Below are 22634 nucleotides of genomic sequence, written 5' to 3'. Positions count from 1 at the left end.
TCGACTGAAAGGAGTTTGAACGCGTGCTTGAGGGGAAGATGGAAAAAATTCGCACTTCGCTGCTGGCGCTGCCTCGCCGGCACAAGCGGATCATGCAGGTGGCCGCAGACGTCTGTCTGATCTGGTTCGCGTTGTGGATGGCGTTCGTCGTCCGTCTGGGCATCGATGAACTCATCAATCCCCTGGAAATCCATACCTGGCTCTTCGCAAGCGCGCCCGTGGTGGCGATACCCTTGTTCATTCGTTTCGGCATGTACCGCGCCGTCATGCGCTATTTCGGCAACGACGCCCTGATCGCGATCATCAAGGCTGTCAGCCTGTCGGCCCTTATTCTCGGGTTCATCGTCTACCTCTACAGCAACCACCAGCATGTGGTGCCGCGATCAGTGATGTTCAATTACTGGTGGTTGAGCATGGTCATGATTGGCGGCCTGCGCCTGGCCATGCGTCAGTATTTCCTGGGGGACTGGTTTTCCGCCGTTCGCCATGTACCTTTTGCGACCCGGGACGATGGTCTGCCCAAAGTGGCCATTTACGGCGCTGGAGCGGCGGGTAATCAATTGGTTGCTGCGTTGCGCATGGGTCGGTCGATGCGTCCGGTGGCATTCATCGATGACGACGATTCGATCTCCAATCGGGTCATTTCCGGGCTGCAGGTCTATAAACCCAAGCACATTCAGCAGATGATCAACGTCACGGGTGCGCAGGAAATTCTGCTGGCGGTCCCGTCTTCCGCCCGCGCCCGGCGCAGGGAAATCCTCGGGTTTCTCGAAGGCTTCCCGCTGCACGTTCGCAGCGTCCCGAATTTTTCCGATCTGGCGGCGGGGCGGGTGAAGGTCGACGATCTCCAGGAAGTCGACATCGCTGACCTGCTCGGGCGCGACGCTGTGCCTGCGCAGGAAGAATTGCTCGAGCACTGCATCAAGAATCAGTGCGTGTTGGTGACCGGGGCAGGGGGGTCGATCGGTTCGGAACTGTGCCGGCAGATCCTGCTGCTGAAGCCGACCACGCTGTTGCTGCTCGATCACAGTGAATTCAACCTGTACACCATCCTCACCGAGCTGGAGCGTCGGGTTGCCCGCGAATCGCTCAAGATCAAAGTCCTGCCGATTCTCGGTTCGATCCGCAATCACTCCAAGCTGCTGGACGTGATGAAGACCTGGCAGGTCAACACCGTCTACCACGCGGCGGCCTACAAGCATGTGCCGATGGTCGAGCACAACATCGCCGAGGGCGTGCTCAACAATGTGGTCGGTACGCTGAATGCCGCCCAGGCCGCGCTGCAGGCGGGCGTTGCGAACTTCGTGTTGATCTCCACCGACAAGGCCGTGCGCCCGACCAATGTGATGGGCAGCACCAAGCGCCTGGCCGAGCTGACGTTGCAGGCACTGAGCCGGGAAACCGCGCCGGTGATGTTCGGCGACCGCTCCAATGTGCATCAGGTCAACAAGACACGGTTCATCATGGTGCGATTCGGCAACGTGCTGGGGTCGTCCGGCTCGGTGATCCCGCTGTTCCATCAGCAGATCAAATCCGGTGGGCCGCTGACGGTCACGCACCCGAAAATCACCCGCTACTTCATGACCATCCCGGAAGCGGCGCAGTTGGTGATTCAGGCTGGTTCCATGGGGCAGGGCGGCGACGTGTTCGTGCTCGACATGGGCGAGCCGGTACGCATCATCGAGCTGGCCGAGAAGATGGTGCATCTGTCGGGCCTGAGCATTCGCTCCGAACACAACCCGCAGGGTGACATCGCCATCGAATTCACCGGGCTGCGGCCTGGCGAGAAGCTCTACGAGGAGCTGCTGATCGGCAACAACGTGGCCGCGACTCGCCACCCGATGATCATGAGCGCGCAGGAAGACTTTCTGGCGTGGGACGTCTTCAAGCAGAGCCTCTCGCAGCTGCTCAAGGCGCTTGACGACGATGATTACACACGCGTTCGGCAGATCCTTGGGGACACGGTCAGCGGATATGCGCCAGAGGGCGATATCGTCGACTGGATTCATCAGCAGCGTCGTCGGGAACCCTGAGCGCACGCGCCCCGGAAACCTTTTCTTACGCAGCGAAATGGAGGCTGAAACGGGCGCGAAGCCCGTATGCACAGGGCCTGCGCGTCGGTACATATCCCGTCACCGATCCTTGCGTTGACGCACTGCCGCCATCGGCTAGGTTTGGGAAGCAGCTCAGGAATGCTGCTTCCACTTACGATGCCCATGGAGCATGACTCATGCGTAATTCTTATCTCTCCTCCCTGATCTTCGCGCTGCTGGCCAGTACGTCCCTCGCCGTGACTGCCGCGACGTCTGCCGCCCCTGTCGCCGCCCCGGCGGACGCCACTAAACCTGCTATTTCCGCGCCGGCGGGCGTGCAGGGATCCAAGGTCAATCTCAACGCCGCCAGTGCGGAAACCCTTCAGAAAGAACTGTCCGGCATTGGCGCCGCGAAGGCCAACGCCATCGTCGCTTACCGTGAAGAACACGGCGGTTTCACGGCCGTGGACGAGTTGATCGAAGTGAAGGGCATCGGCAAGGCGCTGCTGGACAAAAACCGCGACAAGCTGTCGATTGACTGAAACTCTATGAGCCCAAGGCCGATCCCTGATCGGTCTTTTTTATGCCTGCGATAATTCAAGGCCCACCCCTTACGCACCGAATAGAAAAATGTCGACTGACATATTATTTTTTAAATTACGGGCGTAATATACCTCCGCAGCTACGCTCACTTTCCCACGGAGAACCTTCATGACTACTCAGACTCAAGGCAAAGCTGTTATCACCGGCGCGTCGTCGGGCATTGGCTTCACCTACGCGGACCGCCTGGCACAGCGCGGATTCGATCTTCTACTGGTGGCCCGTGACCAGGCCCGACTGGAAGCGCTGGCGACGGATTTGCGAGCGAAACATTCGATCAATGTCGAGGTGGTGAAAGCCGACCTGACCCAGCCCACCGACGTCAGCGTCCTCGAGCAGCGTTTGCGCTCGGACGCATCGATCACGCTGCTGGTGAACAACGCCGGGGTTGCACTGAGCACGTCCCTCGCCGAATCGGATCTGGGCGAAGTGGACCGCCTGATCCAACTCAATATCGTGGCGCTGACCCATCTGGCATCAGCCGCAGCGGCCGGTTTTGCGGCGCGCGGCACCGGGGCGATCGTCAATATCGCGTCCGTTGTGCCACTGCTGCCGGAGCGCTTCAACGCGGTGTACGCCGCCAGCAAGGCTTATGTGCTGAGCCTGACCCAGTCACTGGCCGCCGAGATGAGCGAAAAGGGCGTGCAGGTTCAGGCCGTGCTGCCCGGCGCGACCCGCACTGAAATCTGGGAGCGCGCAGGTCTGGACATCAACGCCTTCCCGCCGGAAATGGTCATGGACGTCAACGAAATGGTCGACGCCGCGCTGGCCGGGTTTGACCAGAAAGAGCTGATCACCATTCCATCGCTGCCGGATGCCGCTGACTGGCAGGCCTTGACCCAGGCACGCCTGGCGCTGGGGCCGAATCTGTCGCTGCAGCACGCGGCGCAACGTTACAAAACGGCTGGCGCGTAACGGTGCCGGCGACTGCCAAAAATGAGGAAAAGGTGAACCCATGAGCGAGCGCCGCATCGTAGTGACGGGTATGGGGCTGGTGACGCCATTGGGCACCGGCGTCGAAGCGGTATGGAAGCGATTGCTGGAAGGCCGCTCCGGCATTGTGCAGTTGCCTGAGCAGACGGTGGCTGATCTGGCAGGCAAAGTCGGCGGCCCGGTGCCGACCCTGGAGCAAGACCCTGAAGCCGGGTTCGATGCTGACGCTGCCGCGCCGCCCAAAGAGCAGAAGAAGATGGACCGCTTTATCCTGTTTGCGTTGGGCGCTGCGCGACAGGCGGTCAAGCAGGCAGGCTGGGCGCCGTCCACTGAAGAGGAACGCGAGCGCACTGCGACCATCATCGGCGCCGGCGTAGGTGGTTTTGGTGCCATCGCCGAGGCCGTGCGCATCACTGACACCCGCGGGCCGCGGCGCTTGTCGCCGTTCACCATTCCTTCGTTTCTGGTCAATCTGGCGGCCGGGCATGTGTCGATCCAGCATGGTTTCAAAGGCCCGCTGGGCGCGCCGGTGACGGCGTGTGCGGCGGGCGTTCAGGCGATCGGCGATGCCGCGCGGCTGATTCGCAACGGGGAAGCGGACGTGGCCATCTGCGGTGGCGCCGAAGCCTGTATCGATCGCGTCGCCCTGGGTGGCTTTGCTGCCGCGCGGGCGCTCTCCAATGGTTTCAACGACACGCCGGAGCGTGCCTCACGGCCCTTCGACCGCGACCGCGACGGCTTCGTCATGGGTGAGGGCGCGGGGATCATCGTCATCGAAACCCTGGAACATGCACTCGCCCGCGGTGCAACGCCCATCGTCGAACTGGTCGGTTACGGCACCAGCGCGGACGCCTATCACCTGACGGCCGGGCCGGAAGATGGCAGTGGCGCGCGTCGAGCAATGCAGGCAGCGATCCGGCAGGCCGGCATCCAGCCTGCCGACGTGCAGCACGTCAACGCCCATGCCACGTCCACCCCGGTGGGCGACAAGGGCGAAATGGCGGCGATCAAAACGGTGTTCGGTGACCAGAATGGTGTTGCCGTGACGTCGACCAAATCAGCCACCGGGCACTTGCTCGGCGCGGCAGGCGGCATCGAGGCGATCTTTACGGCATTGGCGATCCGCGATCAGATCGCGCCGATGACGCTCAATCTGGAGAACCCCGATGAGGCGGCGGCAGGCATCGACATCGTCCACGGCAAGGCGCGCCCAATGAACATCGAGTACGCACTGTCGAACGGTTTTGGCTTCGGGGGTGTGAACGCCAGCGTGCTGTTTCGTCGCTGGCATTCCTGATTGGCATCGCTGAAATAAGCGGGACGCTTCCCTGCTACGAACAGGGCAGGGAAGTTGAGCGTCAGCCTTCGATCAGTTGCTTGAGCTGATCGCGGGTGGTCTCCAGGATTCGCTCGGCCAGCGCCGGATCTTTTGCACTGCGCGCCAGCACCATTGCCCCAACGAGGCTGGACATGAGCATCACGCTCTTGTCGCTGCTTTGTCCATTGGCCGGCATTCCTGCCTCGAGGGTCGCCAGCATGCGGTTGATCAACTCGTCGGTAATCTCGCTCGGTTGCCCGCGCTGGCCCAGCTCGGACGCCATGGTCGGCAACGGGCAGCCCTTTTCCGGGTGATCGCGATGGACGGTCGACAGGTACATGTCGATGAACGCCTGGGTCGAGCTGTCTTCGGCCAGTTTCTCGGCGCGAGAGGCGTGCAGCTGGTCGACGGCGCAGCGCAGGGATTTCTCGACCAGGTCGTCCTTGGAGTTGAAGTGGGCATAAAAACCACCGTGGGTCAGGCCCAATGCCTTCATCAACGGCTGCAAACCGGTGGCGCCGATGCCGTCACGGCGAAAGCGCGCGGCGGCTTCCTGAAGGATGCGCTGGTGGGTCTGGGCTTTGTGATCTTCGGCGTAACGCATGGAGCGAGCCTCCCGACTGTGGCTCTTGAAATGGTGGTCGACATTTTTACACGTATGACACGCCGGCGCAGTACCCACGTTGTAACGCGTGCCGCCACTGGTCAGAGAGCTGCATCCACCGCCGGCCGGCTATGACGGCAGAACCTTTGCTATTTCGGACCCATCATTTTCGCCAGCGCCTCGGGCCTGGGTGCGCCTTGTTGCTGCTGAAGGTGTCCGGCCTCGTCCTTGTAGAAAATCGACGGTGTGGCGGACAGGCCCATGTCTTCCATCAGTTTCATGTTGGCGTCGAGTTTTGCCTGGATATCATTGGGGATGTTCTGCATGGCCTTCAGCGTGCTGCCTTTGCCCGCCTGCTCGTGGTTCTGCAAGGCCACTTCCGGGTTCGCGTCGGCCAGCAGGCTCGCGGCTTTGGCGGCGCTGTCCTCGCGGATCACGCCGACCATGATGTGGCGCAATTGCACTTTGCCGGATTTCACCCAGGGCCGCGCCTGCTCCCAGAACAGGTTGCAGTACGGGCAGTTGGCGTCGCTGAACAGATAAATGACTTTCGGCGCAGTCTTGGCGCCGTCGGCGATCCAGGTGCTGTTTTCCATGCGGCTCCACATCGCCTCGGCCATCGGCCCATAGACCAGTTTCTGCAGGGGGGCGGTGCTCAGGTCTTCGCCTTTTTCATTAAACAGATTGCCGGCCAGCACATACTTGCCGTCAGGGGTCAGGTAAAGCGCCATGCCTTGATTCTGGTACTCGGCGGCGTATCCCTTGAGCCCGCCCGGCGCGTCAAAGCTGCCTTTGATGGTTGCGCCCTTGGCTTCCAGCGCCTTGATCGGGGCGGGCAGGTCCTCAGCGTGGACCAGTGCGCCTGGCAGGCTGAGCGAAACGGCGGTGGCGATGAGCGCATGGCGCATGAAGTTCATGGGGTGATCCCTTACTGTGAAGAAGGCTGTGAAGAAGGCTGTGAAGAAGGCTGTGAAGAAGGCGGAGAAGAAGGGTTCGGCGGCTGGCTGAAACCGTCCAGGTAATGTTTAAGGCTGGCGGCGGACAGCTCGCCCAGATGCCCGTCCAGTTGACGGCCGTTCACGCCGTAAAACAGCGTGGTGGGCAAAGCGGCTGAGCCGGCGCGGCGGCCCAGTTCGCCGCTGTTATCGAACAGCACGTTGTCCAGTTGCAGACCCTGGCTGCTGAGAAAGGTCGCCACTTCACGTGGGCTTTCTCCCTGATTGACGAACAGAAACACGACGTCGGGATTGGCCTTTTGCGCGGCTTGCAGTACGGGCATTTCCCGCCGGCACGGCGGGCACCACGTCGCCCACAGGTTGATCACCAGTTTGCGGCCCGCGTAATCGCGCAATTGCACGCGCTCGCCGGCGCCATTGCGCAGGGCCAGATCCGGCAGCGGGACATCCTGACGAACGCTTTCGACCGCCAGACTACTCAGCCACCAGAACAGCAATCCGCTGGCGACGCCCCATCCCAGTGGCCTGCGCTGCAACGGCCGCCGCCACGCAATGACGGCGGCACCGGCCACAGCGGCGATGACACCGAGCCAGGCACTGAAGCCGCCGTCGCGGATGTCGACGATGCGCAGCAGGTCGCTTTCATATTGCGGCCAGTAGCGGGCGACGAACGCCAGACGTGCCACCAGCAGGCCGAACATGAACAGGCCGAAGACGGCGCGTTCCGGGTTGATCCGCTGCTTGCGGCCACTGATCCAGCCGACCAACGTCGCCAGCGCGAGGGCAACGAGCAGCAGCAGATGATTGAGCGACAGGGCGAACGGCCCCACGGAAAAACTCAGCATCAGCCACGCCCCCGGGTGGTTTGCCAGTGCTGTAAAAAGCCCTCGAGGTCGACTTCACCGGTGATACGCCGGTCGCGTCTTTCGCTGCCGTCCGGCGCGATCCACACCAGGGTCGGCGGGCCCAGTACGTTGAAACGACCGAGCAGCGCGCGGCTGGCGTCGTTGTCGGCCGTGACATCGAGGCGCAGCAGGCGCACGCCGTTCAATGCCTGCAGGGCTTCAGCGTTGGCGAACACAGTCTTTTCCATGATCTTGCAGGACACGCACCAGTCAGCGTAGTAGTCGACCAGCACCCACTGCCCGGCGTCTTTGGCGGCAGCGAGTTCCCGGTCCATGGCCTGCGGGTCCTTGATCGTGGTGAACGCGGCGTGGGCCTCGCGAGCGGTGGCCGACTTTGAACCGCTGTAGACCTTGAGCGGCTGCCAGGGATCGTCGCCGCCCGCCGCCGCGCCGACCACCATCATCACGCCCCACAGGCCCACGACCAGACCAATGGGGGCGCAGAGGAGTAAGGCGCGTTGCAGCGACCGGGTCTGCACGATGGCGCTGTAGGCGAACATGATTAGCAGCGCGCCGAACAACGCCAGCCACAGCACGTCGGCGAGCAGCGGTCTAATCATGATCAACGCCGTGCCCAGTAACAGGAAGCCGAAGAGGCCCTTGACCAGGTTCATCCAGGCCCCCGGTTTTGGCAGGAAACGCGTGCCGACCGTGACCAGCAGCAACAACGGCAGGCCCATGCCCAGCCCCATGACGAACAACACCAGCGCGCCGTGCAGCGCATTGCCACTCTGGGCGATATACAGCAGCGCGCCCGCCAGTGGCGCGGTCATGCACGGGCCGATCATCAATCCGGACAGCGCACCGAGCCCAGCTGCGCCCAACAGACTTCCACCACGGCGCTGACGCCCGGCGTTCTCCAGGCGGTCGCGCAGGAAGCCGGGCAATTGCAGCTCGAAGAAGCCAAACATCGGCAGCGCAAGCAACACGAACAAGGCCGCGAAACTGCCCAGCAGCCAGGGTTGTTGCAGGGTCGATTGCAGGTTGCTGCCCAACAGCGCGGCGACCACACCCAGCCCGGCGTAAATCAGCGCCATGCTCAGCACGTAAATGCTGGCCAGCGCAAAACCGCGTGAGGGTTTAGCGCCGCTGCCGACCACCATGCCAGCAAGGATCGGCAGCATTGGCAGTGAGCAGGGCGTGAACGCCAGCAGCAGCCCCAGCCCGAAAAAAGCGGCCAGGCTCAGGGCCAGAGAACGTTGCGCCAGGCCACTCGCCAACGCTTGGTCCTCAGCCTGATCGCCGACTTCATTTCCTTTTTCAGTGCCGGCCTGCTGCGTCGCGCCGCTGCCCACATCTACACGCTGGCTTTGCGGGGGATAACACAACCCGGCATCGGCACAGCCCTGCCAGCTCACTTTGATCTGACCGCTGGCCGAGGCCGGGATCGTGAGTTCGAGGGCTTGCCGATAGACCTGCTGCTGGCCGAAATACTCGTCGTGATGGTCCTCGCCCGTCGGCAGGACGGGCTGCTGTTCCTGGCTCAGCCCTTCGAACTTGAGCCGTTGTTGATACAGGTAATAACCGTCCGCAATCTGCCAGTACAGGCGGGTTTCGCCGGACTCCAGCTGTTCCGAGGTGAAGATAAATGCTTTATTGGCCGGCAGAAAATCCGGCTTCTCGCTGAAGAGTGAAGGGCCGCTCCTGGCCGGGAAAGTGTCACCACCGGGCAACGCCTGCGCCAGCAACGGGATCAGCATCAGAATCATCAACCACACCTTACGCATGCTCACCTTCCAATCCTTATGAATGGGGCGAAGCGTGCGCAGTGGCGATTAACAGTCGATTAACGCTATGGGGGCGCGTCGTGTCTGCGGCGGCTCGTGCATAATCCGCCGTTAATCCCTCTGCGCTTCAATCGCCTTTTTTCGGGGCCGACCATGCACGTACTGCTTTGCGAAGACGACGACCTGATTGCCAGCGGCATCGTCGCGGGCCTCGATGCCCAAGGCTTGACGGTGGATCGCGTGGCCACGGCCTCATCCGCGCGGGCGATGCTGTCGGCTGCGCATTTCGACGTGATGATTCTCGACCTTGGCCTGCCTGATGAAGATGGCCTGAAGCTGTTGCGCCAGTTGCGTCAACAGGGGGTCGAAATCCCGGTGCTGATACTCACCGCTCGCGATACGGTGACCGACCGCGTCGACGGCTTGCAGGCCGGGGCGGACGATTACCTGCTCAAACCCTTCGACCTGCGTGAACTCAGCGCGCGCCTGCACACCCTGGTGCGACGCATGGCCGGGCGCAGCGTCAATGTGATCGAGCACGGCGTGCTCAGCTACGACCCGAGCAGCCGAGAAACGCGCCTTGCCGGTCAGCCGGTCGATCTTTCCCGCCGTGAGCAGGCCTTGCTGCAAGCGCTGCTGAACAACAGCGGCCGGGTGCTCTCCGGCGAACAGTTAAAGGACTGCGTCTACGGTTTTGGCGACGAAGTCGAGAGCAACGCCCTCAACGTTCATATCCATCACCTGCGGCGCAAACTGGGCGGCGGGATCATCGAAACCGTGCGCGGGCTCGGCTATCGCCTCGGCCCGGCCGGCCTTGATTCGGAGCCCACGCCATGATGAGCCTGCGCACGCGGCTGAGTCTGATCCTGGGCTCGGCGTTCATCCTGATCTGGGTGCTGGCCGCCGCCTGGATGCTGCGCGACTTGCGCACGCAGATGATGCAGTCCCTCGATCAACGCCTTGAGGCCTCGGCGCGGATGGTGGCCGGGCTGCTCGAGCAGATGCAGATGCCCACCGGCAGCGACACCCGCTCGCTGCGGGCGGACGATCCGGCGTTGCCCAACGGCATGGCGTGTCAGTTGAGTTCCCTGCGCGGGCAGGTGCTGGCGCGCACCGACAGCTCCCCGAGCGAACCGCTGAAGGCCGATGCCAGCGGTTTCCACGACCAGATGATCAACGGCGACCACTGGCGCGTGTACACGATGATGCATGACAACGTGCGGGTGAGTACCGCTGACCGGCAGATCGAACGCGATGTGCTCGGGCACTCGGTGCTGCTGGCGGCGTCGGTGCCGGTGCTGGTCGCGCTGTTCGGCAGCCTGGCGCTTGTCTGGTTCGGCATCGGCCGGGGGCTGGCCCCACTCAACCGCATGCGCGATGCCTTGAATCGCCACAGCGCCGACTCGGTCGAGCCGCTGGATGTGCCCAACCTGCCCAGCGAGTTGCAGCCGCTGCTGAAAAGCCAGAACCAGTTGTTTCAGCGCATTGCCCAGACCCTGGAGCGTGAGCGTCGGCTGACCGGCGACGCCGCCCACGAGTTGCGCAGCCCGCTCACCGCCATCAAGACCCATCTGCAAGTGGCGCGCATGACCGACGGCCAGAAGCGCGACACGGCGCTGGCCCATGCGGAGGAGGGCGCTGATCGCATGCACCGCACCCTTGAACAGCTGCTTTTGTTGGCGCGGGTCGAGGGCAGCCTTTCGTTTGACGACGGCGTGCAGTGCGACGCCGAGCAAGTCGCTCGGCTGGCGATTCATGACGCCAGTCATGGGGATGAGCAGCGCATCGAGTTGATCCTGCCGTCGCAGTTGTCCAGCGCCGCCGTGCAGATGCCGGCGGCGCTGGCGGTGGCCGCGTTGCGCAATCTGCTGGACAACGCGCTGCGCCACAGCCAGGCCGATGCGCGGGTTGAACTGAGTGTCGAAACCTTCGACGGGCAGGCGCATTTCCGCGTTCGCGATCACGGCCCCGGCATTCCCGAGCCGGACCTGGACAAGCTCACCCAACGCTTCTGGCGCAACGGCAAGAGCCCCGGCGCCGGGTTGGGTTTGGCGATTGTTCAGGCCATTGTTCAGCGTTGCGCCTGCTCGCTGCGCTTCGACAGCCGTCATGACGGTCTGCGGGTGGAGCTGAGCATGCCGTTGCGGCGCGATGTCGCAGGCGAGTGACGTGTGGGAAGGGTCTGAAAGTTGAGTCGGCCTGGCGTTGGAAGACAGGCCGATTGTTAGCACGATGTCCGTTACTCCGGCATTGCCGAAGAATGGTGGGATGTAATCAGCCACTGGTTGTCGACGAGTGCGTAAGTGAAGGTGTAACGCGCTTTGACTGCTGAGGTGTCGCTGAAACGGAACGTGTAAGTGCCGGTATCGATTGCGCTGTTGCAACTTGTAATAACCGTGCTGCTGTCGACGGTGCCGACCGGCTTGTTCTTAAGGAACTTATTGAAGTAATCAAGTTTGCCAGCAAGGTCTGTTCTGGGCTGGTTGGAGAGGGTCGGCAGCAGCACGGCATCGGGCGTGTAGTTCGCCGCAACCTCACGTGAGTCGCCGGTTTTGAGGGCATTATTCCAGCGTTCGAACAGGATTGCTGCCTGTTGCTTGTCAAGTGTTGCGCATTGAATGGGCGCGTTGTTTGCACTGGCCAAAGTGCTGGTAGCGAGCAATGTGATGAGAGCGAAAGACTTGAGCATGACTTGCCTTCCATGGGCGGTTGAATGTGGGCCGGGAGCCTAATGGAGGAGGAATGAAAGTTGTACTGTCGTGGATTTACAATTCGTTTCGCGAACTAATTCGTCCGTCTCCGGCGTGGGAAGTGTCCGGTTCGATAAGTAAGAAGCGTTGCTGATTTGTGCAGGAAGTTAACCCGGTTTGAAACTTTCATCATCCGGGTCCGCACGCTTTTGGTCCGACAAGCCTTTGATTCTGCTCTCTAATCCCGGACAATCGCGCCCCTTTCCCTGTAGAGAACCGGTCAGGGGCGCCGATTGCCACGTTTTTGGACGCGCTTTTGACCATGTAGCTATCACCGGCAACGGAGAATCGACCGGATGAATGATCAGGCCAACAGCGTCGAACACACCGTCGACGCCGCCCCCGCGAGCGTGACTACCTGGAACCGCAACGACACCACCTGGATGCTCGGGCTGTTCGGCACCGCCATCGGCGCGGGCACGTTGTTTCTGCCGATCAACGCAGGTATCGGCGGGTTCTGGCCGCTGGTGATTCTGGCCGTGCTGGCCTTCCCGATGACCTTCTATGCGCACCGTGGGCTGACCCGGTTCGTGCTCTCGGGCCGGGATGGCGCGGACATCACCGAGGTGGTCGAGCAGCATTTCGGCAAGAAAGCCGGTGCCTTGATCACCCTGTTGTACTTCTTCGCCGTGTTTCCGATCCTGCTGATCTACAGCGTGGCGCTGACCAACACCGTGGGCAGTTTCATGGAGCACCAACTGCATGTGCAGCCGCCGCCCCGGGCGCTGCTGGCGTTCGTGCTGATCCTTGGCCTGCTGGCGGTGGTGCGTTGTGGTGAGCAGATCATCGTCAAGGCCATGAGCCTGATGGTGTACCCGTTTATCGTGGCCTTGCTATTCCTCGCGGTGTTTCTGATTCCCCACTGGAACGGCGGCATTCTCACCACGGCAAGCACCCTTCCGGCACCGTCGGCGCTGCTGCACACGCTGTGGCTGGCGATTCCGGTGATGGTGTTCTCGTTCAACCATTCGCCCATCATTTCGGCGTTTGCCGTCGACCAGAAGCGTCAATATGGCGATCAGGCCGAACCACGCAGCGCGCAGATCCTGGCCCGCGCCCATCTGCTGATGGTGGTCATGGTGCTGTTCTTCGTCTTCAGCTGCGTGCTGACCCTGGCGCCGGAGCAACTGGCGGAAGCCAAGGCGCAGAACCTGTCGATCCTGTCCTATCTGGCCAACCATTTCAGCAACCCGACCATCGCGTTTGCCGCGCCGTTGATTGCTTTCGTCGCGATCACCAAGTCGTTTCTGGGCCACTACATCGGCGCCAGCGAAGGCCTCAAAGGTCTGGTCATGAAGACCGGCCGCCGTCCTTCGCCACGTACGCTCGATCGGCTGACCGCAGGCTTCATGCTGGTGGTCTGCTGGCTGGTGGCGACCCTCAACCCGAGCATTCTGGGCATGATCGAAACCCTCGGCGGCCCGGTCATTGCCGCGCTGTTGTTCCTCATGCCGATGTACGCCGTGCGCAAAGTGCCGGCCATGCGCCGGTATGCGGGCAAGCTGTCGAACGTGTTCGTCGTGGTGATCGGGCTGATCTCGATTTCGGCGTTGGTTTATTCGTTGTTGCAGTGACGTCGATGCCGGGTTAAGCGGGCCGGCGCACGGTGTAGGAGCGCGCTTGCCCGCGAAGGCATTCTGGACTGCAACGAATCCAATGCCTAACACACTGCTTTCGCGGGCAAGCGCGCTCCTACAGTTCATTGGGGTTAACCTGAAGATTCGCGTCGATTGCGGTCAACCGGTTATTTGTGTCGCATGGGATATGCCTTTGGTCCTGGCAAGCCGCACAGTCATCACTCGCACTCAAGGAAGCGGCGAACATGCCCAACAGTGACAACTTCGTTTTTACCCTGCGCCCTGCCACACAATCGGATGTGCTGACAATTGCGGTGTTGGGCATGCAGGTGTTCATGGACACCTATGCAACCGAGGGCGTTCGTGACGCCATCGCTCGGGAGGCCCTGGAATCGTTTGCTCCCGAGACTATTTCCGCGAATATCGAGCGACCTGACTCCATATTTTTGCTGGCAGAAGCCAATAATCATCTGGTCGGCTTTACGCAGATCTGCCTGCAAACCGGTCATCCATTGGTCAGTGACACGTGTGCCGCCGAGCTTAAGCGCTTATATGTGCAGGAGCGATTTGCCGGGCATGGGATAGGGTGGCGGTTGCTCCGGAGTGCCGAAGATGAGGCACTGGCCCGGGGCGCTTCAAACATATGGGTGACGGTTTGGGCGAGGAATACCCGTGCCTTGCTTTTTTACCCTCGACAGGGCTACGAAAATACTGGCTTGGCGGTACATCGTCTGCAGGCTGAATCCCACCCGAACGTGTTTTTCTGCAAATCACTTAACCCTTCAGGCCTTGTCCAGCCTCTGGTTTGACAGGCCGGCTCTGCGCGCCGCATGATCTTGCTCGTTTCTGATCGATGCAGCCCATTACCGAGGCCTCATGTCTGCCAACCCTGAAGCATTTCCCGGCGAGCGTCAGCGTTTGATCACCGAGCGTCTGGCCGTGCACGGTCGGGTAATCGCGGTGGAGCTGGCGGCCGAGTTCAATGTGTCCGAGCATTCCATTCGCCGTGATCTGGGCGCTTTGGCGTCCGCCGGCCTGTGCAAACGCGTGTACGGCGGGGCGATTTCGTTGGCGTCGGACGGGCCGCTGGCCGTGCGTGTCGAACATGAGCCCGGGCGCAAACGTCAGTTGGGCATCGCGGCGGCGGGACTGATCAGCGCCGGGCAGCACGTGTTTATAGACGGCGGCTCGACCAACCTGGCGATCGCCAAAGCCCTTGATCCGCACATGCCGTTGACCGTCACCACCAACGCGCCGCTGATCGCCGTCGAGCTGATGAAGCTGCCGTCGGTGGAGGTGATTCTGCTCGGTGGGCGCCTGAGTCCCGTTGCGGGCAGCACCAACGGCTTCACCACGATTCAGCAACTCGCCCACTTCAATTTCGATCTTAGCTTTCTCGGCGCCTGTGCGCTGGATGCGCTGAAAGGCGTGACCGCGTTCGACATGGATGTCGCCGAGTTCAAGCGTGCCGTGGTGGCGCGCAGCGGTCAGGTGGCGGTGGCGGTGATCAACCAGAAGCTCTCCAGCATCGCGCACTACCAGGTCGCGCAGTGCGAGGAGGTGGGTGCGCTGGTGGTTGAACACGACGCGCCGGCCGACCGGCTGGAGCTGTTTCGCGGCAAGGTCGCGCAGATCGTTACGGCGCGGGCAGCGCACTGAGCGCAGTCGATTCCTGCCAGGCCACGGTGCGATTGCGGCCCTGATGCTTGGCGGCGTACAGCGCCGCATCCGCGCGTTTGACGAAGTCTTCCATGGTCTGGCATTCCTGCGCCTGACACCCGTAAACCCCCAGGCTGATGCTGACGATGCCGATCGGATTGCCCTGATGTTCCAGGGCTCGCGTGAGCACGGCCAGGCGGATCTTCTCCGCCAGACTCACCGTGCCGTGCATTTCGCTGTAGGGCAGGAAAACGGCCATTTCTTCCCCGCCGTAGCGCACCGCGAGGTCGCCGGTACGGTTGAGGTTGCTGCGAATGCATTCGGCCACGGCGACGATGCATTTGTCGCCGGCGACGTGGCCGTAGTTGTCGTTGTAGCTCTTGAAAAAATCGATGTCGATCATGATCAGGCTCAGCGGATGCAGGTTCGGCTGGCCGTTGTGAAACTCCAGACCGAGAATCTCCTGAAAATGCCGACGATTGGCCAGGCCGGTCAGGCTGTCCTGGAGCGCGAGTTTTTCCAGCGAGTGGCTGGCAATGCGCAGCTGTGATTCGGCGTTGAGGCCGAAACGGATCTGCTGGAACAGCAAAACGCCAAACAGCAGGTTGGCGACCACCACGCAGATGATGATCGCCAGCGAGCGCCACGCGTATTGCCGCCACTCGTCGAGCACTTCGCGCTGGGACAGACCGGCGAGCACCACCATCGGGTAGCGGTCCAGTTTCTTGTAGCCGTACAGGCGCTGTTCGTGGTCGAGCATCGACACGACGTTCGCCGTGCCTTCGTAGTGCTCCCTGACGTAAAGACGGAACAATTCGCCGTCGGCGATGGAAATGCCGTGCACGTTTTCGAGGAGCGGGCGCCGAGCGAGCACTGTGCCATCGGCCATTGCCAGGGTGATAACGCCACGTTTGCCGATGTCGAAGCGCTCGAAGAACCGTTCGAAGTAATTCAATTCTACGGTGGCCAGCACCACACCGGCGAAGTTGCCCATCTCATCGTTGACCCGGCGCGACACCGGAATGATCCAGTCGCCGGTGGAGCGGCTCTGGATGGCCGCTCCGACATGGGGCAGGTCGCTGTCGATGGATTGGTGGAAGCGGAAATATTCTCGGTCCGCGTTATTGGCGTTGGCCGGCGTGTGGTTGAGGGAGGTTGCCGCCCAGTTGCCGTCCTTGTCGTAGATGAACAGGCCCTGGATCTGCTCGACGCTGGCGGCGGTGGCCCGTAGATAATCGTGCATGCGCGAACCACTGGCGGCGCCGAAGCCGTCGAACGACAGCCGTTCGACCACCGACGACACGGCGATGTGCGCCTGGTCGAAGGCGTCATCGGCGTGCTGCGCCATTGAGCGCGAGAGGTTGGCGACGTTGGTGTTGGCGATTTCCAGCTCGTGAATGCGCGTCTGGCGCAATTGCCAGACGGTGATGCTGGTGATCGAGAAGCACACCAACAAGGTAAACAGCCCCGCCAGCCACAACACCGGCATGCGCTTGAGTCGACGGTTTCTGACGCCGAACTCCGATTCTTCTACCTGTCTCAAACCCCACCCTCGCTGACTGCCACGATTTCAGACCCGCCACTGTGACGAACAATCCACTCGTTCGGACACGTAGCATCGCAACAGCGACCCGTCTGACTCACAGCGTAGGACAAGTGCGGGATTTTGAAGGGAAATTTATGGCGTATAAATCATGTGAGAGAGATTTCCTGCAGTCGGGTTGCAGCTTTGTCAGGAGCGGCTGCAACCTTTGTAAGGGTGACTGGCGGCAATGGGCTCCACCGACCGGTCATGCCTTGCTCTGCCCATCAAACCCGACGCCCTTGAACCTCATCCACATTTGCCTGCCAGTCCTTCTGCGCCGTGGTGGTGTGTTCAGGGATCGGCGCTTTGAGCAGCACGAAGTAGGCGACGGCCGAAAGCAACGCGACGATGGCGCTGACCGCGAAGGCCGTCGCGAAGGTGCCGGAATATTGCACGCTGAACCCGGTGACGATCGGCGCGATGGAGCCTGCGATGTAGCCGCCGAAATTCTGGATCGAACCCAAAGACGCCACACGTTTGGTATCGACCACGGTATTGACCACCATCCACGCCGTGGCGCTGGACAGGTTGATACCGAAAAGCGCCAGGCAAAGCAGGGCGACGCAACCGCTCAGTCCGGTGACGAAGGTCAGCGGCAGGGTGAACACGGCGGCGAAGACCAACCCGCCAATCACTGTGTATTTGCGGCTGTTGAGCACGCCGACGCCGCGCTTGACCAGCCGATCGCAGATGCGTCCGGCGGCGATGGTGCCAATCGCGCCGAAAACATAAGCAAACGACACCACCCAGGCGGTTTGATAGGGGTCCAGGCCATGTTCGCGCTGGAAGTAGCCGGGCAGCCAGGTCAGGTGCAGCCAGAGCATGTAGATCACGCCCATGAAACCGAGGAACGTGCCCCAGGTGCTGCGGTGCTTGAACAGGTCCAGCCAGCCGGCGAAGAACGAAGCCTTCGGCGCAGCATCGGCCTGAATCACCTGAACCGTTGGTTCGCGACCTTCAGCCGCCAGCTCCTTCAGGTACTGCGCGCGGCTTTTGTAGAACATCAGCCAGCACAGCGACAGGACGATGCCGAGCACACCCGTGATGATGAACATCCCGCGCCAGCTGAAGTTGACCATGAACAGCGTCAGCAGCGGCGGCGCCAGGCACGGCCCGATACAGGTCGCCGACCAGACGATGCCCGTCGGCGTGCCGCGCTCATGCTCTTCGAACCATTCGTTGAGGGTTTTGGCGGCTGACGGAAACATCGGTGCCTCGCCGATCCCCAGCAGCACGCGCAGGGCAAAGAAGCCGCTGAAGCTGTTGACGAAACCGGACGCCGTCTGCGCGATGGACCACACCATCAACGCGCCGCCCAATGCGATCTTGCTGCCGAGCTTGTCGATGATCATGCCCATCGGCAACTGCGCGAAGGCATAGGCCAGCGAGAACGCCGACAACAGAATGCCCATCTCCGAAGGGCTGATCAGCATGTCTTTCTGGATCGTCGTGTTGGCGATGGACAGCGCGCTGCGGTCCAGATAATTGACGATCCCGAACAGCATCAGGAAGACGATGGTGATCGTCTGGTAGGTCTTGAGGGATTTCATTGCGCACCTTTTTTATTGTTGTAAGGCTTGAAAGCTTCATTGTCCCTGTAGGGCCGGCTTCAGCCGGGAAGGGGCCGGTGTGGGCACCATCTATCTTGCGGTGTGACGCTTGAAAAGCTTCCCGGCTGAAGCCGGTCCTACCAAGGCAGCCCGTCCTGTCAGGTCACCGCCCCGATGTGCCACGGGACGAACTCGTTTTGCCCATAACCGTGCTGCTCGCTTTTGCTGCGGGCGCCGGAGGCGATGTCCAGCATCATCTGGAACACGTACGCGCCGCGTTCTTCGATTGTTGTCGTGCCGTCGGCGATGCCGCCGCAATTGACGTCCATGTCCTCCTCCTGAAATTCGAACACGCGGTTGTTGGTCGCCAGCTTGATCGATGGCGTCGGGGCGCAACCGTAGGCGGAACCGCGCCCGGTGGTGAACGCGATCAGGTTGGCGCCGCCGGCCACTTGCCCCGTGGCGGAGACCGGGTCGTAGCCGGGGGTGTCCATGAACACCAGGCCCTGGGCGCGAACGGCTTCGGCGTATTCATACACGCCCATCAGGTTGGTCGAGCCCGCCTTGGCCACAGCACCCAGGGATTTCTCCAGAATGGTCGTCAGCCCGCCCGCCTTGTTGCCGGCGGACGGGTTATTGTTCAGCTCGGCGTTCATGCGCCGGCAGTAGTCTTCCCACCAATGAATGCGCTGAATGAGTTTTTCGCCGATCGCCTGATTGGCCGCGCGACGCGTCAGCAAGTGCTCGGCGCCGTAAATCTCTGGAGTCTCCGACAGAATCGCCGTACCACCCGCCGCCACCAGCCGATCCACCGCATTGCCCAGCGCCGGGTTGGCGGTGATGCCGGAATAGCCGTCGGAGCCGCCGCATTGCAGGCCGACGATCAGATGCCGGGCGCTGACGGTTTCGCGGGTGATCCGGTTGGCCTGGGGGAGCAGCGATTGCACTTGGGCGATGCCGCTGGCGATGGTCTTTGACGTGCCGCCGGTGCCCTGAATGGTGAAGGCGCGCAGTTGGTCACTGGCCTTCAGGCCCTGGCTGTCGAGCATGTCCTGAATCTGGTTGGTCTCGCAGCCCAGGCCAACCACCAGCACCGCCGCAAAGTTCGGGTGCACGGCGTAGCCCGCCAGGGTGCGGCGCAGCAGGTCGATGGCCTCGCCCTTGGAGTCGATGGCGCAGCCCGAGCCGTGGGTGAGCGCGACCACGCCGTCGATGTTCGGGTAGTCCGCGAGGGCCTCGGGGAAAATGTCGCGACGGAAACGGTCGGCGATGGCCCGGGCCACGGTGGCCGAGCAGTTCACCGAGGTGAGAATGCCGATGTAGTTGCGCGTCGCAACGCGTCCGTCGGCGCGCACGATGCCCTGAAAGAACGCCTCGGTTTTCGGCGTCTCGTGTGCGTCGACGCCAAAGGCGTAGTCACGGGAGAAGTCGCCCATCTCCACGTTATGCACGTGCACGTGCTGCCCGGCGTCGATGGGCTGGGAAGCGAAACCGATGATCTGACCGTAACGCCGCAGCGGCTCCCCCTGCTCGACCCGCACCGCCGCGACCTTGTGCCCGGAAGGAATCGGCTGCGAGACGGTGACGTTTTCTTCGTCCAGGTGCGTGCCTTCGCTCAGCGCCTGGCGAGCGATCAGTACGTTATCGAGGGGGTTGAGGCGGATGAACAGCGCGCTGCTGTCGAACGCGGGCGTCTTGGCGATGAGTTCCATGCGGCCTCTCATGACGGTTGCGGCCTGCATCAGCGGTGCGAGACGACGGCTTCCATCAGGAAGCGGCACCGTGGCTGGCCGGTTATTGTTATTCACGACGTATCAAACAGCCGCTTCATAGGCGCGGACGTTGTTGGCCGATTTTCAGCCACTCTATGAAGCCAGTGGGTAATTTCCCAATGAAAGGTTTCGATTGAGCGATAACGCAGGGTTATCGATTCATGGGGTCGCCCGAGACTTTGGAAACGCGGGCCCGCACACGCAAATTTAAAAACGGGCGCTTAGAAATGCGAGGAGTGCCTTCACCGCTGCCGACATCGGCCGGGCTTTCGACGTCATCAGTCCAAGATTGGCCATGCTCAGCGGCAACTCCACCGGCAGAATGGCAATCATGCCGTAGCGCGCGTAGTGCTGGGCGACGTCATTGGGCACCACGGCGATCATGTCCGAGGATTCGAGCATCGAGGTGGTTGCCAGAATCGAACGGGTTTCGATGATGTCCAGCGGCTCAATCAATTGCGCCGCCTGCAATGCGTTTTCAACCTGGCGCCGCATCGGGCTGCCGATAGGGTGGAGGATCCAGGTCAGCGGTGCCAGATCCGCCAACGTCAGGCCCGCCGGGGGCAGTCCGCTGTGATCCACCAGCGGGTGCTGCGGCCGGGCGACGATGCGCATGCTTTCGCCCTGTTCGAACAGCTGAATGTCGAGGCTCTGGCCGTCGAGCTGATCGGGCAGTCGGCCCAGCACCACATCGAAATCGCCGCGAATCAATGCCGGCAGCAGCTCATCACTGGTGCCGACTTCCAGGGCGATGCGCACTTTCGGGTGCGCGGCCTTGAACGCCAGCACGCCGCGGGTCAGCAGCGTCGGCACCGGGCCCATGACCGTGCCGATGCGCACCATCCCTGTCGCCCCGCGCGCCAGCTCGGCCAGCTGCGCTTCGGCGTATTCGAACTCATGCAGCGCGCCCTGGGCGTAGCGAATCATCACCTCGCCGAACAGCGTCGGCTGCATGCCGCGCGGCAAGCGCTCGAACAGTTGCACGCCGAGGCGCTCTTCCAGCTGTTGCAACAACAGGCTGGCGGCGGGCTGGGTGGTGTGAATGGCGGTGGCGGCCTTGCGCAGATTGCCCAGTTCGCCCAACGCATTGAGCAACGCGATCTGCCGGCTGGAGACTTTCAGCATCGGGAAGGTGCCAGGCAGATCGGAGGAGGGTGACGTGTCTGACATATCGAATTTGGTATCGATGATTAGGATTTGGCGATTATGCCTGTATCGCGCATTGGCCTACAGTCACTCCTACAGGTATGCGTTGCCACCCATAATAAGGGCCCATCATGCAGATCACTTCTATCTCCGTCCGCGACATCCGCTTCCCCACGTCCCTGTCCCTCGACGGTTCCGACGCGATGAACAGCGCGCCGGACTATTCCGCCGCCTACGTTGTGCTGCACACCGATTCGCCCGACGGGCTGGAAGGCCATGGCCTGACGTTCACCATCGGCCGGGGCAACGAGATCTGCGCGGCCGCGATTCACTCCCTGGCGCCCAGCGTGGTGGGGCTGAACCTGGAAGCGATCACTGCGGACATGGGCGCGTTCTGGCACAGCATCACGGCAGGCGACAGCCAGTTGCGCTGGCTGGGGCCGGAAAAGGGCGTGATTCATCTGGCCACCGCTGCGCTGGTCAATGCCGTGTGGGACCTGTGGGCCAAGGTCGAAGGCAAGCCGGTCTGGAAACTATTGGCCGACATGACCCCCGAGCAGTTAGTGAAATGCCTGGACTTCAGCTACGTCACCGACGCCATCACCCCTGAAGAGGCCATCGCGTTGCTCCGTCGGCAAGTGCCGGGCAAGGCGAAACGCGAGGCGCAGATGCTGGGGGAGGGCTATCCGGGCTACACCACCGCACCGGGCTGGCTGGGTTATTCGGAAGAGAAGATGCGCCGGCTGGCCCGCGAAGCCGTGGCCGAAGGCTGGACCCACATCAAGCAGAAGATCGGCTCGGACATTGAGGAAGACATGCGCCGCGCCGCGATCCTGCGCGACGAACTGGGCTGGGAACGCACGCTGATGATGGACGCCAATCAGGTCTGGAGCGTCGAGCAATCGATCAGCAACATGCGCCGGCTGGCGGCGTTCGAGCCCTGGTGGATCGAAGAGCCGACCCACCCCGATGACATCCTCGGCCACGCGACGATCCGTCAGCGCATCGCGCCGATTGGTGTGGCGACCGGCGAGCATTGCCACAATCGGGTGATGTTCAAACAGATGTTCCAGGCCGGCGCGCTGGATTTCTGCCAGCTCGACGCGGCCCGGCTGGGCGGGCTGAACGAGGTGCTGATCGTGCTGCTGATGGCGGCCAAATTCGACATCCCGGTGTGCCCGCACGGTGGTGGCGTCGGGTTGTGCGAATACGTGCAGAACATTTCGATGTTCGATTACATCGCCGTGTCCGGCTCGCTGGACAAACGCGTGCTGGAGTACGTCGATCACCTGCACGAGCATTTCCTTGATCCGGTGGTCATCCGCCGTGGCCGCTACATGCCACCGCAACGGCCGGGGTACAGCATTGAAATGCATGCCGAGACGCTGGAGCGGTACCAATACCCCGATGGCGCGGTGTGGGTGGATCTGGCGAACCGATGACCTGACGGTAGGAGCGTGGCTTGTCCCGCGATCGGCGGGGGCCCCGTCGTGACTCGGCGAACGGGTTTCTCCAAACA

19 protein-coding genes are annotated in these 22634 nt (G+C 62.1%); 10 read left to right on the top strand and 9 right to left on the bottom strand.

Features of this window, described 5'->3' with window-relative positions; genetic code table 11:
• Positions 1-38: 38 nt before the first annotated feature.
• From L4G42_RS17450 to fabF, 4 genes are all read left to right on the top strand, one after another.
• Positions 39-2033, top strand: coding sequence for a polysaccharide biosynthesis protein (locus L4G42_RS17450; protein ID WP_237259911.1), 1995 nt, complete (start codon positions 39-41; stop codon positions 2031-2033).
• A gap of 197 nt (positions 2034-2230) precedes the next feature.
• Positions 2231-2575: a ComEA family DNA-binding protein gene (locus tag L4G42_RS17445; protein WP_237253584.1), complete on the top strand. Its 345-nt coding sequence runs from the start codon at positions 2231-2233 to the stop codon at positions 2573-2575.
• A gap of 169 nt (positions 2576-2744) precedes the next feature.
• The gene (locus L4G42_RS17440) at positions 2745-3548 is read left to right on the top strand and encodes an SDR family NAD(P)-dependent oxidoreductase (protein WP_237253583.1); all 804 of its coding nucleotides are present in this window, start codon (positions 2745-2747) and stop codon (positions 3546-3548) included.
• 40 nt (positions 3549-3588) lie between these two features.
• On the top strand, positions 3589-4863 hold the full coding sequence (fabF, locus tag L4G42_RS17435) for a beta-ketoacyl-ACP synthase II (RefSeq protein ID WP_237259912.1): 1275 nt from the start codon (positions 3589-3591) through the stop codon (positions 4861-4863).
• 61 nt (positions 4864-4924) lie between these two features.
• Here the strand turns inward: fabF and L4G42_RS17430 are convergent, their stop codons facing one another.
• The 4 genes from L4G42_RS17430 to dsbD form a co-directional block, all read right to left on the bottom strand.
• Positions 4925-5488 carry a TetR/AcrR family transcriptional regulator gene (locus tag L4G42_RS17430; RefSeq protein WP_237253581.1) on the bottom strand — a complete coding sequence of 188 codons (564 nt, stop codon included), beginning with the start codon at positions 5486-5488 and terminating at the stop codon, positions 4925-4927.
• Positions 5489-5637: 149 nt separating this feature from the next.
• A complete protein-coding gene (gene dsbG / locus L4G42_RS17425) occupies positions 5638-6405 on the bottom strand; it encodes a thiol:disulfide interchange protein DsbG (RefSeq protein ID WP_237253580.1) in 768 nt (255 codons plus the stop codon).
• 11 nt (positions 6406-6416) lie between these two features.
• Positions 6417-7289, bottom strand: a complete 873-nt coding sequence (locus L4G42_RS17420) for a TlpA family protein disulfide reductase (protein WP_237253579.1) — start codon at positions 7287-7289, stop codon at positions 6417-6419.
• The gene (gene dsbD / locus L4G42_RS17415) at positions 7289-9076 is read right to left on the bottom strand and encodes a protein-disulfide reductase DsbD (protein WP_237253674.1); all 1788 of its coding nucleotides are present in this window, start codon (positions 9074-9076) and stop codon (positions 7289-7291) included. Before dsbD ends, L4G42_RS17420 begins: the two co-directional genes overlap by 1 nt.
• 153 nt (positions 9077-9229) lie before the next feature.
• Here dsbD and L4G42_RS17410 point away from each other — a divergent pair, with 153 nt between their 5' ends.
• Together L4G42_RS17410 and L4G42_RS17405 are read left to right on the top strand one after the other, a co-directional pair.
• Positions 9230-9913, top strand: a complete 684-nt coding sequence (locus L4G42_RS17410) for a response regulator (protein ID WP_237253578.1) — start codon at positions 9230-9232, stop codon at positions 9911-9913.
• Positions 9910-11244, top strand: coding sequence for an ATP-binding protein (locus L4G42_RS17405; protein WP_122535635.1), 1335 nt, complete (start codon positions 9910-9912; stop codon positions 11242-11244). Before L4G42_RS17410 ends, L4G42_RS17405 begins: the two co-directional genes overlap by 4 nt.
• 71 nt (positions 11245-11315) lie before the next feature.
• Here L4G42_RS17405 and L4G42_RS17400 read toward each other — a convergent pair whose 3' ends face one another.
• The gene (locus L4G42_RS17400) at positions 11316-11765 is read right to left on the bottom strand and encodes an SgcJ/EcaC family oxidoreductase (RefSeq protein ID WP_237253577.1); all 450 of its coding nucleotides are present in this window, start codon (positions 11763-11765) and stop codon (positions 11316-11318) included.
• Positions 11766-12122: 357 nt separating this feature from the next.
• On the opposite strand from L4G42_RS17400, the gene L4G42_RS17395 reads away from it, so the two are divergent.
• The 3 genes from L4G42_RS17395 (at position 12123) to L4G42_RS17385 (ending at position 15062) form a co-directional block, all read left to right on the top strand.
• Positions 12123-13400 (top strand): serine/threonine transporter, encoded by a 1278-nt coding sequence (locus tag L4G42_RS17395; RefSeq protein ID WP_237253576.1) that lies wholly within the window; start codon positions 12123-12125, stop codon positions 13398-13400.
• Between the two features lie 248 nt (positions 13401-13648).
• Positions 13649-14212 carry a GNAT family N-acetyltransferase gene (locus tag L4G42_RS17390; protein ID WP_237253575.1) on the top strand — a complete coding sequence of 188 codons (564 nt, stop codon included), beginning with the start codon at positions 13649-13651 and terminating at the stop codon, positions 14210-14212.
• Between the two features lie 67 nt (positions 14213-14279).
• Positions 14280-15062 carry a DeoR/GlpR family DNA-binding transcription regulator gene (locus tag L4G42_RS17385; protein WP_237253574.1) on the top strand — a complete coding sequence of 261 codons (783 nt, stop codon included), beginning with the start codon at positions 14280-14282 and terminating at the stop codon, positions 15060-15062.
• Here the strand turns inward: L4G42_RS17385 and L4G42_RS17380 are convergent.
• The 4 genes from L4G42_RS17380 to L4G42_RS17365 form a co-directional block, all read right to left on the bottom strand.
• Entirely contained in the window at positions 15040-16605 is a 1566-nt protein-coding gene (locus L4G42_RS17380) for a sensor domain-containing diguanylate cyclase (protein ID WP_237253573.1), read from the bottom strand. The two genes, L4G42_RS17385 and L4G42_RS17380, sit on opposite strands and share 23 nt — an antisense overlap.
• A gap of 266 nt (positions 16606-16871) precedes the next feature.
• The gene (locus L4G42_RS17375; protein ID WP_237253572.1) at positions 16872-18197 is read right to left on the bottom strand and encodes an MFS transporter; all 1326 of its coding nucleotides are present in this window, start codon (positions 18195-18197) and stop codon (positions 16872-16874) included.
• Between the two features lie 158 nt (positions 18198-18355).
• Positions 18356-19909, bottom strand: coding sequence for a UxaA family hydrolase (locus tag L4G42_RS17370; RefSeq protein WP_237253571.1), 1554 nt, complete (start codon positions 19907-19909; stop codon positions 18356-18358).
• A gap of 267 nt (positions 19910-20176) precedes the next feature.
• A complete protein-coding gene (locus L4G42_RS17365) occupies positions 20177-21139 on the bottom strand; it encodes a LysR family transcriptional regulator (protein WP_237253570.1) in 963 nt (320 codons plus the stop codon).
• Positions 21140-21246: 107 nt separating this feature from the next.
• Here L4G42_RS17365 and L4G42_RS17360 point away from each other — a divergent pair, with 107 nt between their 5' ends.
• Positions 21247-22557: an L-fuconate dehydratase gene (locus L4G42_RS17360; protein ID WP_237253569.1), complete on the top strand. Its 1311-nt coding sequence runs from the start codon at positions 21247-21249 to the stop codon at positions 22555-22557.
• The last annotated feature ends 77 nt before the right edge of the window (positions 22558-22634 follow it).

It is taken from the genome of Pseudomonas petrae, assembly GCF_021728295.1.
In the GTDB taxonomy this organism is placed as follows: Bacteria; Pseudomonadota; Gammaproteobacteria; order Pseudomonadales; family Pseudomonadaceae; genus Aquipseudomonas; species Aquipseudomonas petrae.
This window is presented reverse-complemented; position numbering and strand designations above follow the sequence as displayed.

Coding starts and splice junctions, on each gene's coding strand:
- L4G42_RS17450 (WP_237259911.1), top strand. CDS start 39: ATGGAAAAAATTCGCACTTCGCTGCTGGCGCTGCCTCGCCGGCACAAG.
- L4G42_RS17445 (WP_237253584.1), top strand. CDS start 2,231: ATGCGTAATTCTTATCTCTCCTCCCTGATCTTCGCGCTGCTGGCCAGT.
- L4G42_RS17440 (WP_237253583.1), top strand. CDS start 2,745: ATGACTACTCAGACTCAAGGCAAAGCTGTTATCACCGGCGCGTCGTCG.
- fabF (WP_237259912.1), top strand. CDS start 3,589: ATGAGCGAGCGCCGCATCGTAGTGACGGGTATGGGGCTGGTGACGCCA.
- L4G42_RS17430 (WP_237253581.1), bottom strand. CDS start 5,488: ATGCGTTACGCCGAAGATCACAAAGCCCAGACCCACCAGCGCATCCTT.
- dsbG (WP_237253580.1), bottom strand. CDS start 6,405: ATGAACTTCATGCGCCATGCGCTCATCGCCACCGCCGTTTCGCTCAGC.
- L4G42_RS17420 (WP_237253579.1), bottom strand. CDS start 7,289: ATGCTGAGTTTTTCCGTGGGGCCGTTCGCCCTGTCGCTCAATCATCTG.
- dsbD (WP_237253674.1), bottom strand. CDS start 9,076: ATGCGTAAGGTGTGGTTGATGATTCTGATGCTGATCCCGTTGCTGGCG.
- L4G42_RS17410 (WP_237253578.1), top strand. CDS start 9,230: ATGCACGTACTGCTTTGCGAAGACGACGACCTGATTGCCAGCGGCATC.
- L4G42_RS17405 (WP_122535635.1), top strand. CDS start 9,910: ATGATGAGCCTGCGCACGCGGCTGAGTCTGATCCTGGGCTCGGCGTTC.
- L4G42_RS17400 (WP_237253577.1), bottom strand. CDS start 11,765: ATGCTCAAGTCTTTCGCTCTCATCACATTGCTCGCTACCAGCACTTTG.
- L4G42_RS17395 (WP_237253576.1), top strand. CDS start 12,123: ATGAATGATCAGGCCAACAGCGTCGAACACACCGTCGACGCCGCCCCC.
- L4G42_RS17390 (WP_237253575.1), top strand. CDS start 13,649: ATGCCCAACAGTGACAACTTCGTTTTTACCCTGCGCCCTGCCACACAA.
- L4G42_RS17385 (WP_237253574.1), top strand. CDS start 14,280: ATGTCTGCCAACCCTGAAGCATTTCCCGGCGAGCGTCAGCGTTTGATC.
- L4G42_RS17375 (WP_237253572.1), bottom strand. CDS start 18,197: ATGAAATCCCTCAAGACCTACCAGACGATCACCATCGTCTTCCTGATG.
- L4G42_RS17370 (WP_237253571.1), bottom strand. CDS start 19,909: ATGGAACTCATCGCCAAGACGCCCGCGTTCGACAGCAGCGCGCTGTTC.
- L4G42_RS17365 (WP_237253570.1), bottom strand. CDS start 21,139: ATGTCAGACACGTCACCCTCCTCCGATCTGCCTGGCACCTTCCCGATG.
- L4G42_RS17360 (WP_237253569.1), top strand. CDS start 21,247: ATGCAGATCACTTCTATCTCCGTCCGCGACATCCGCTTCCCCACGTCC.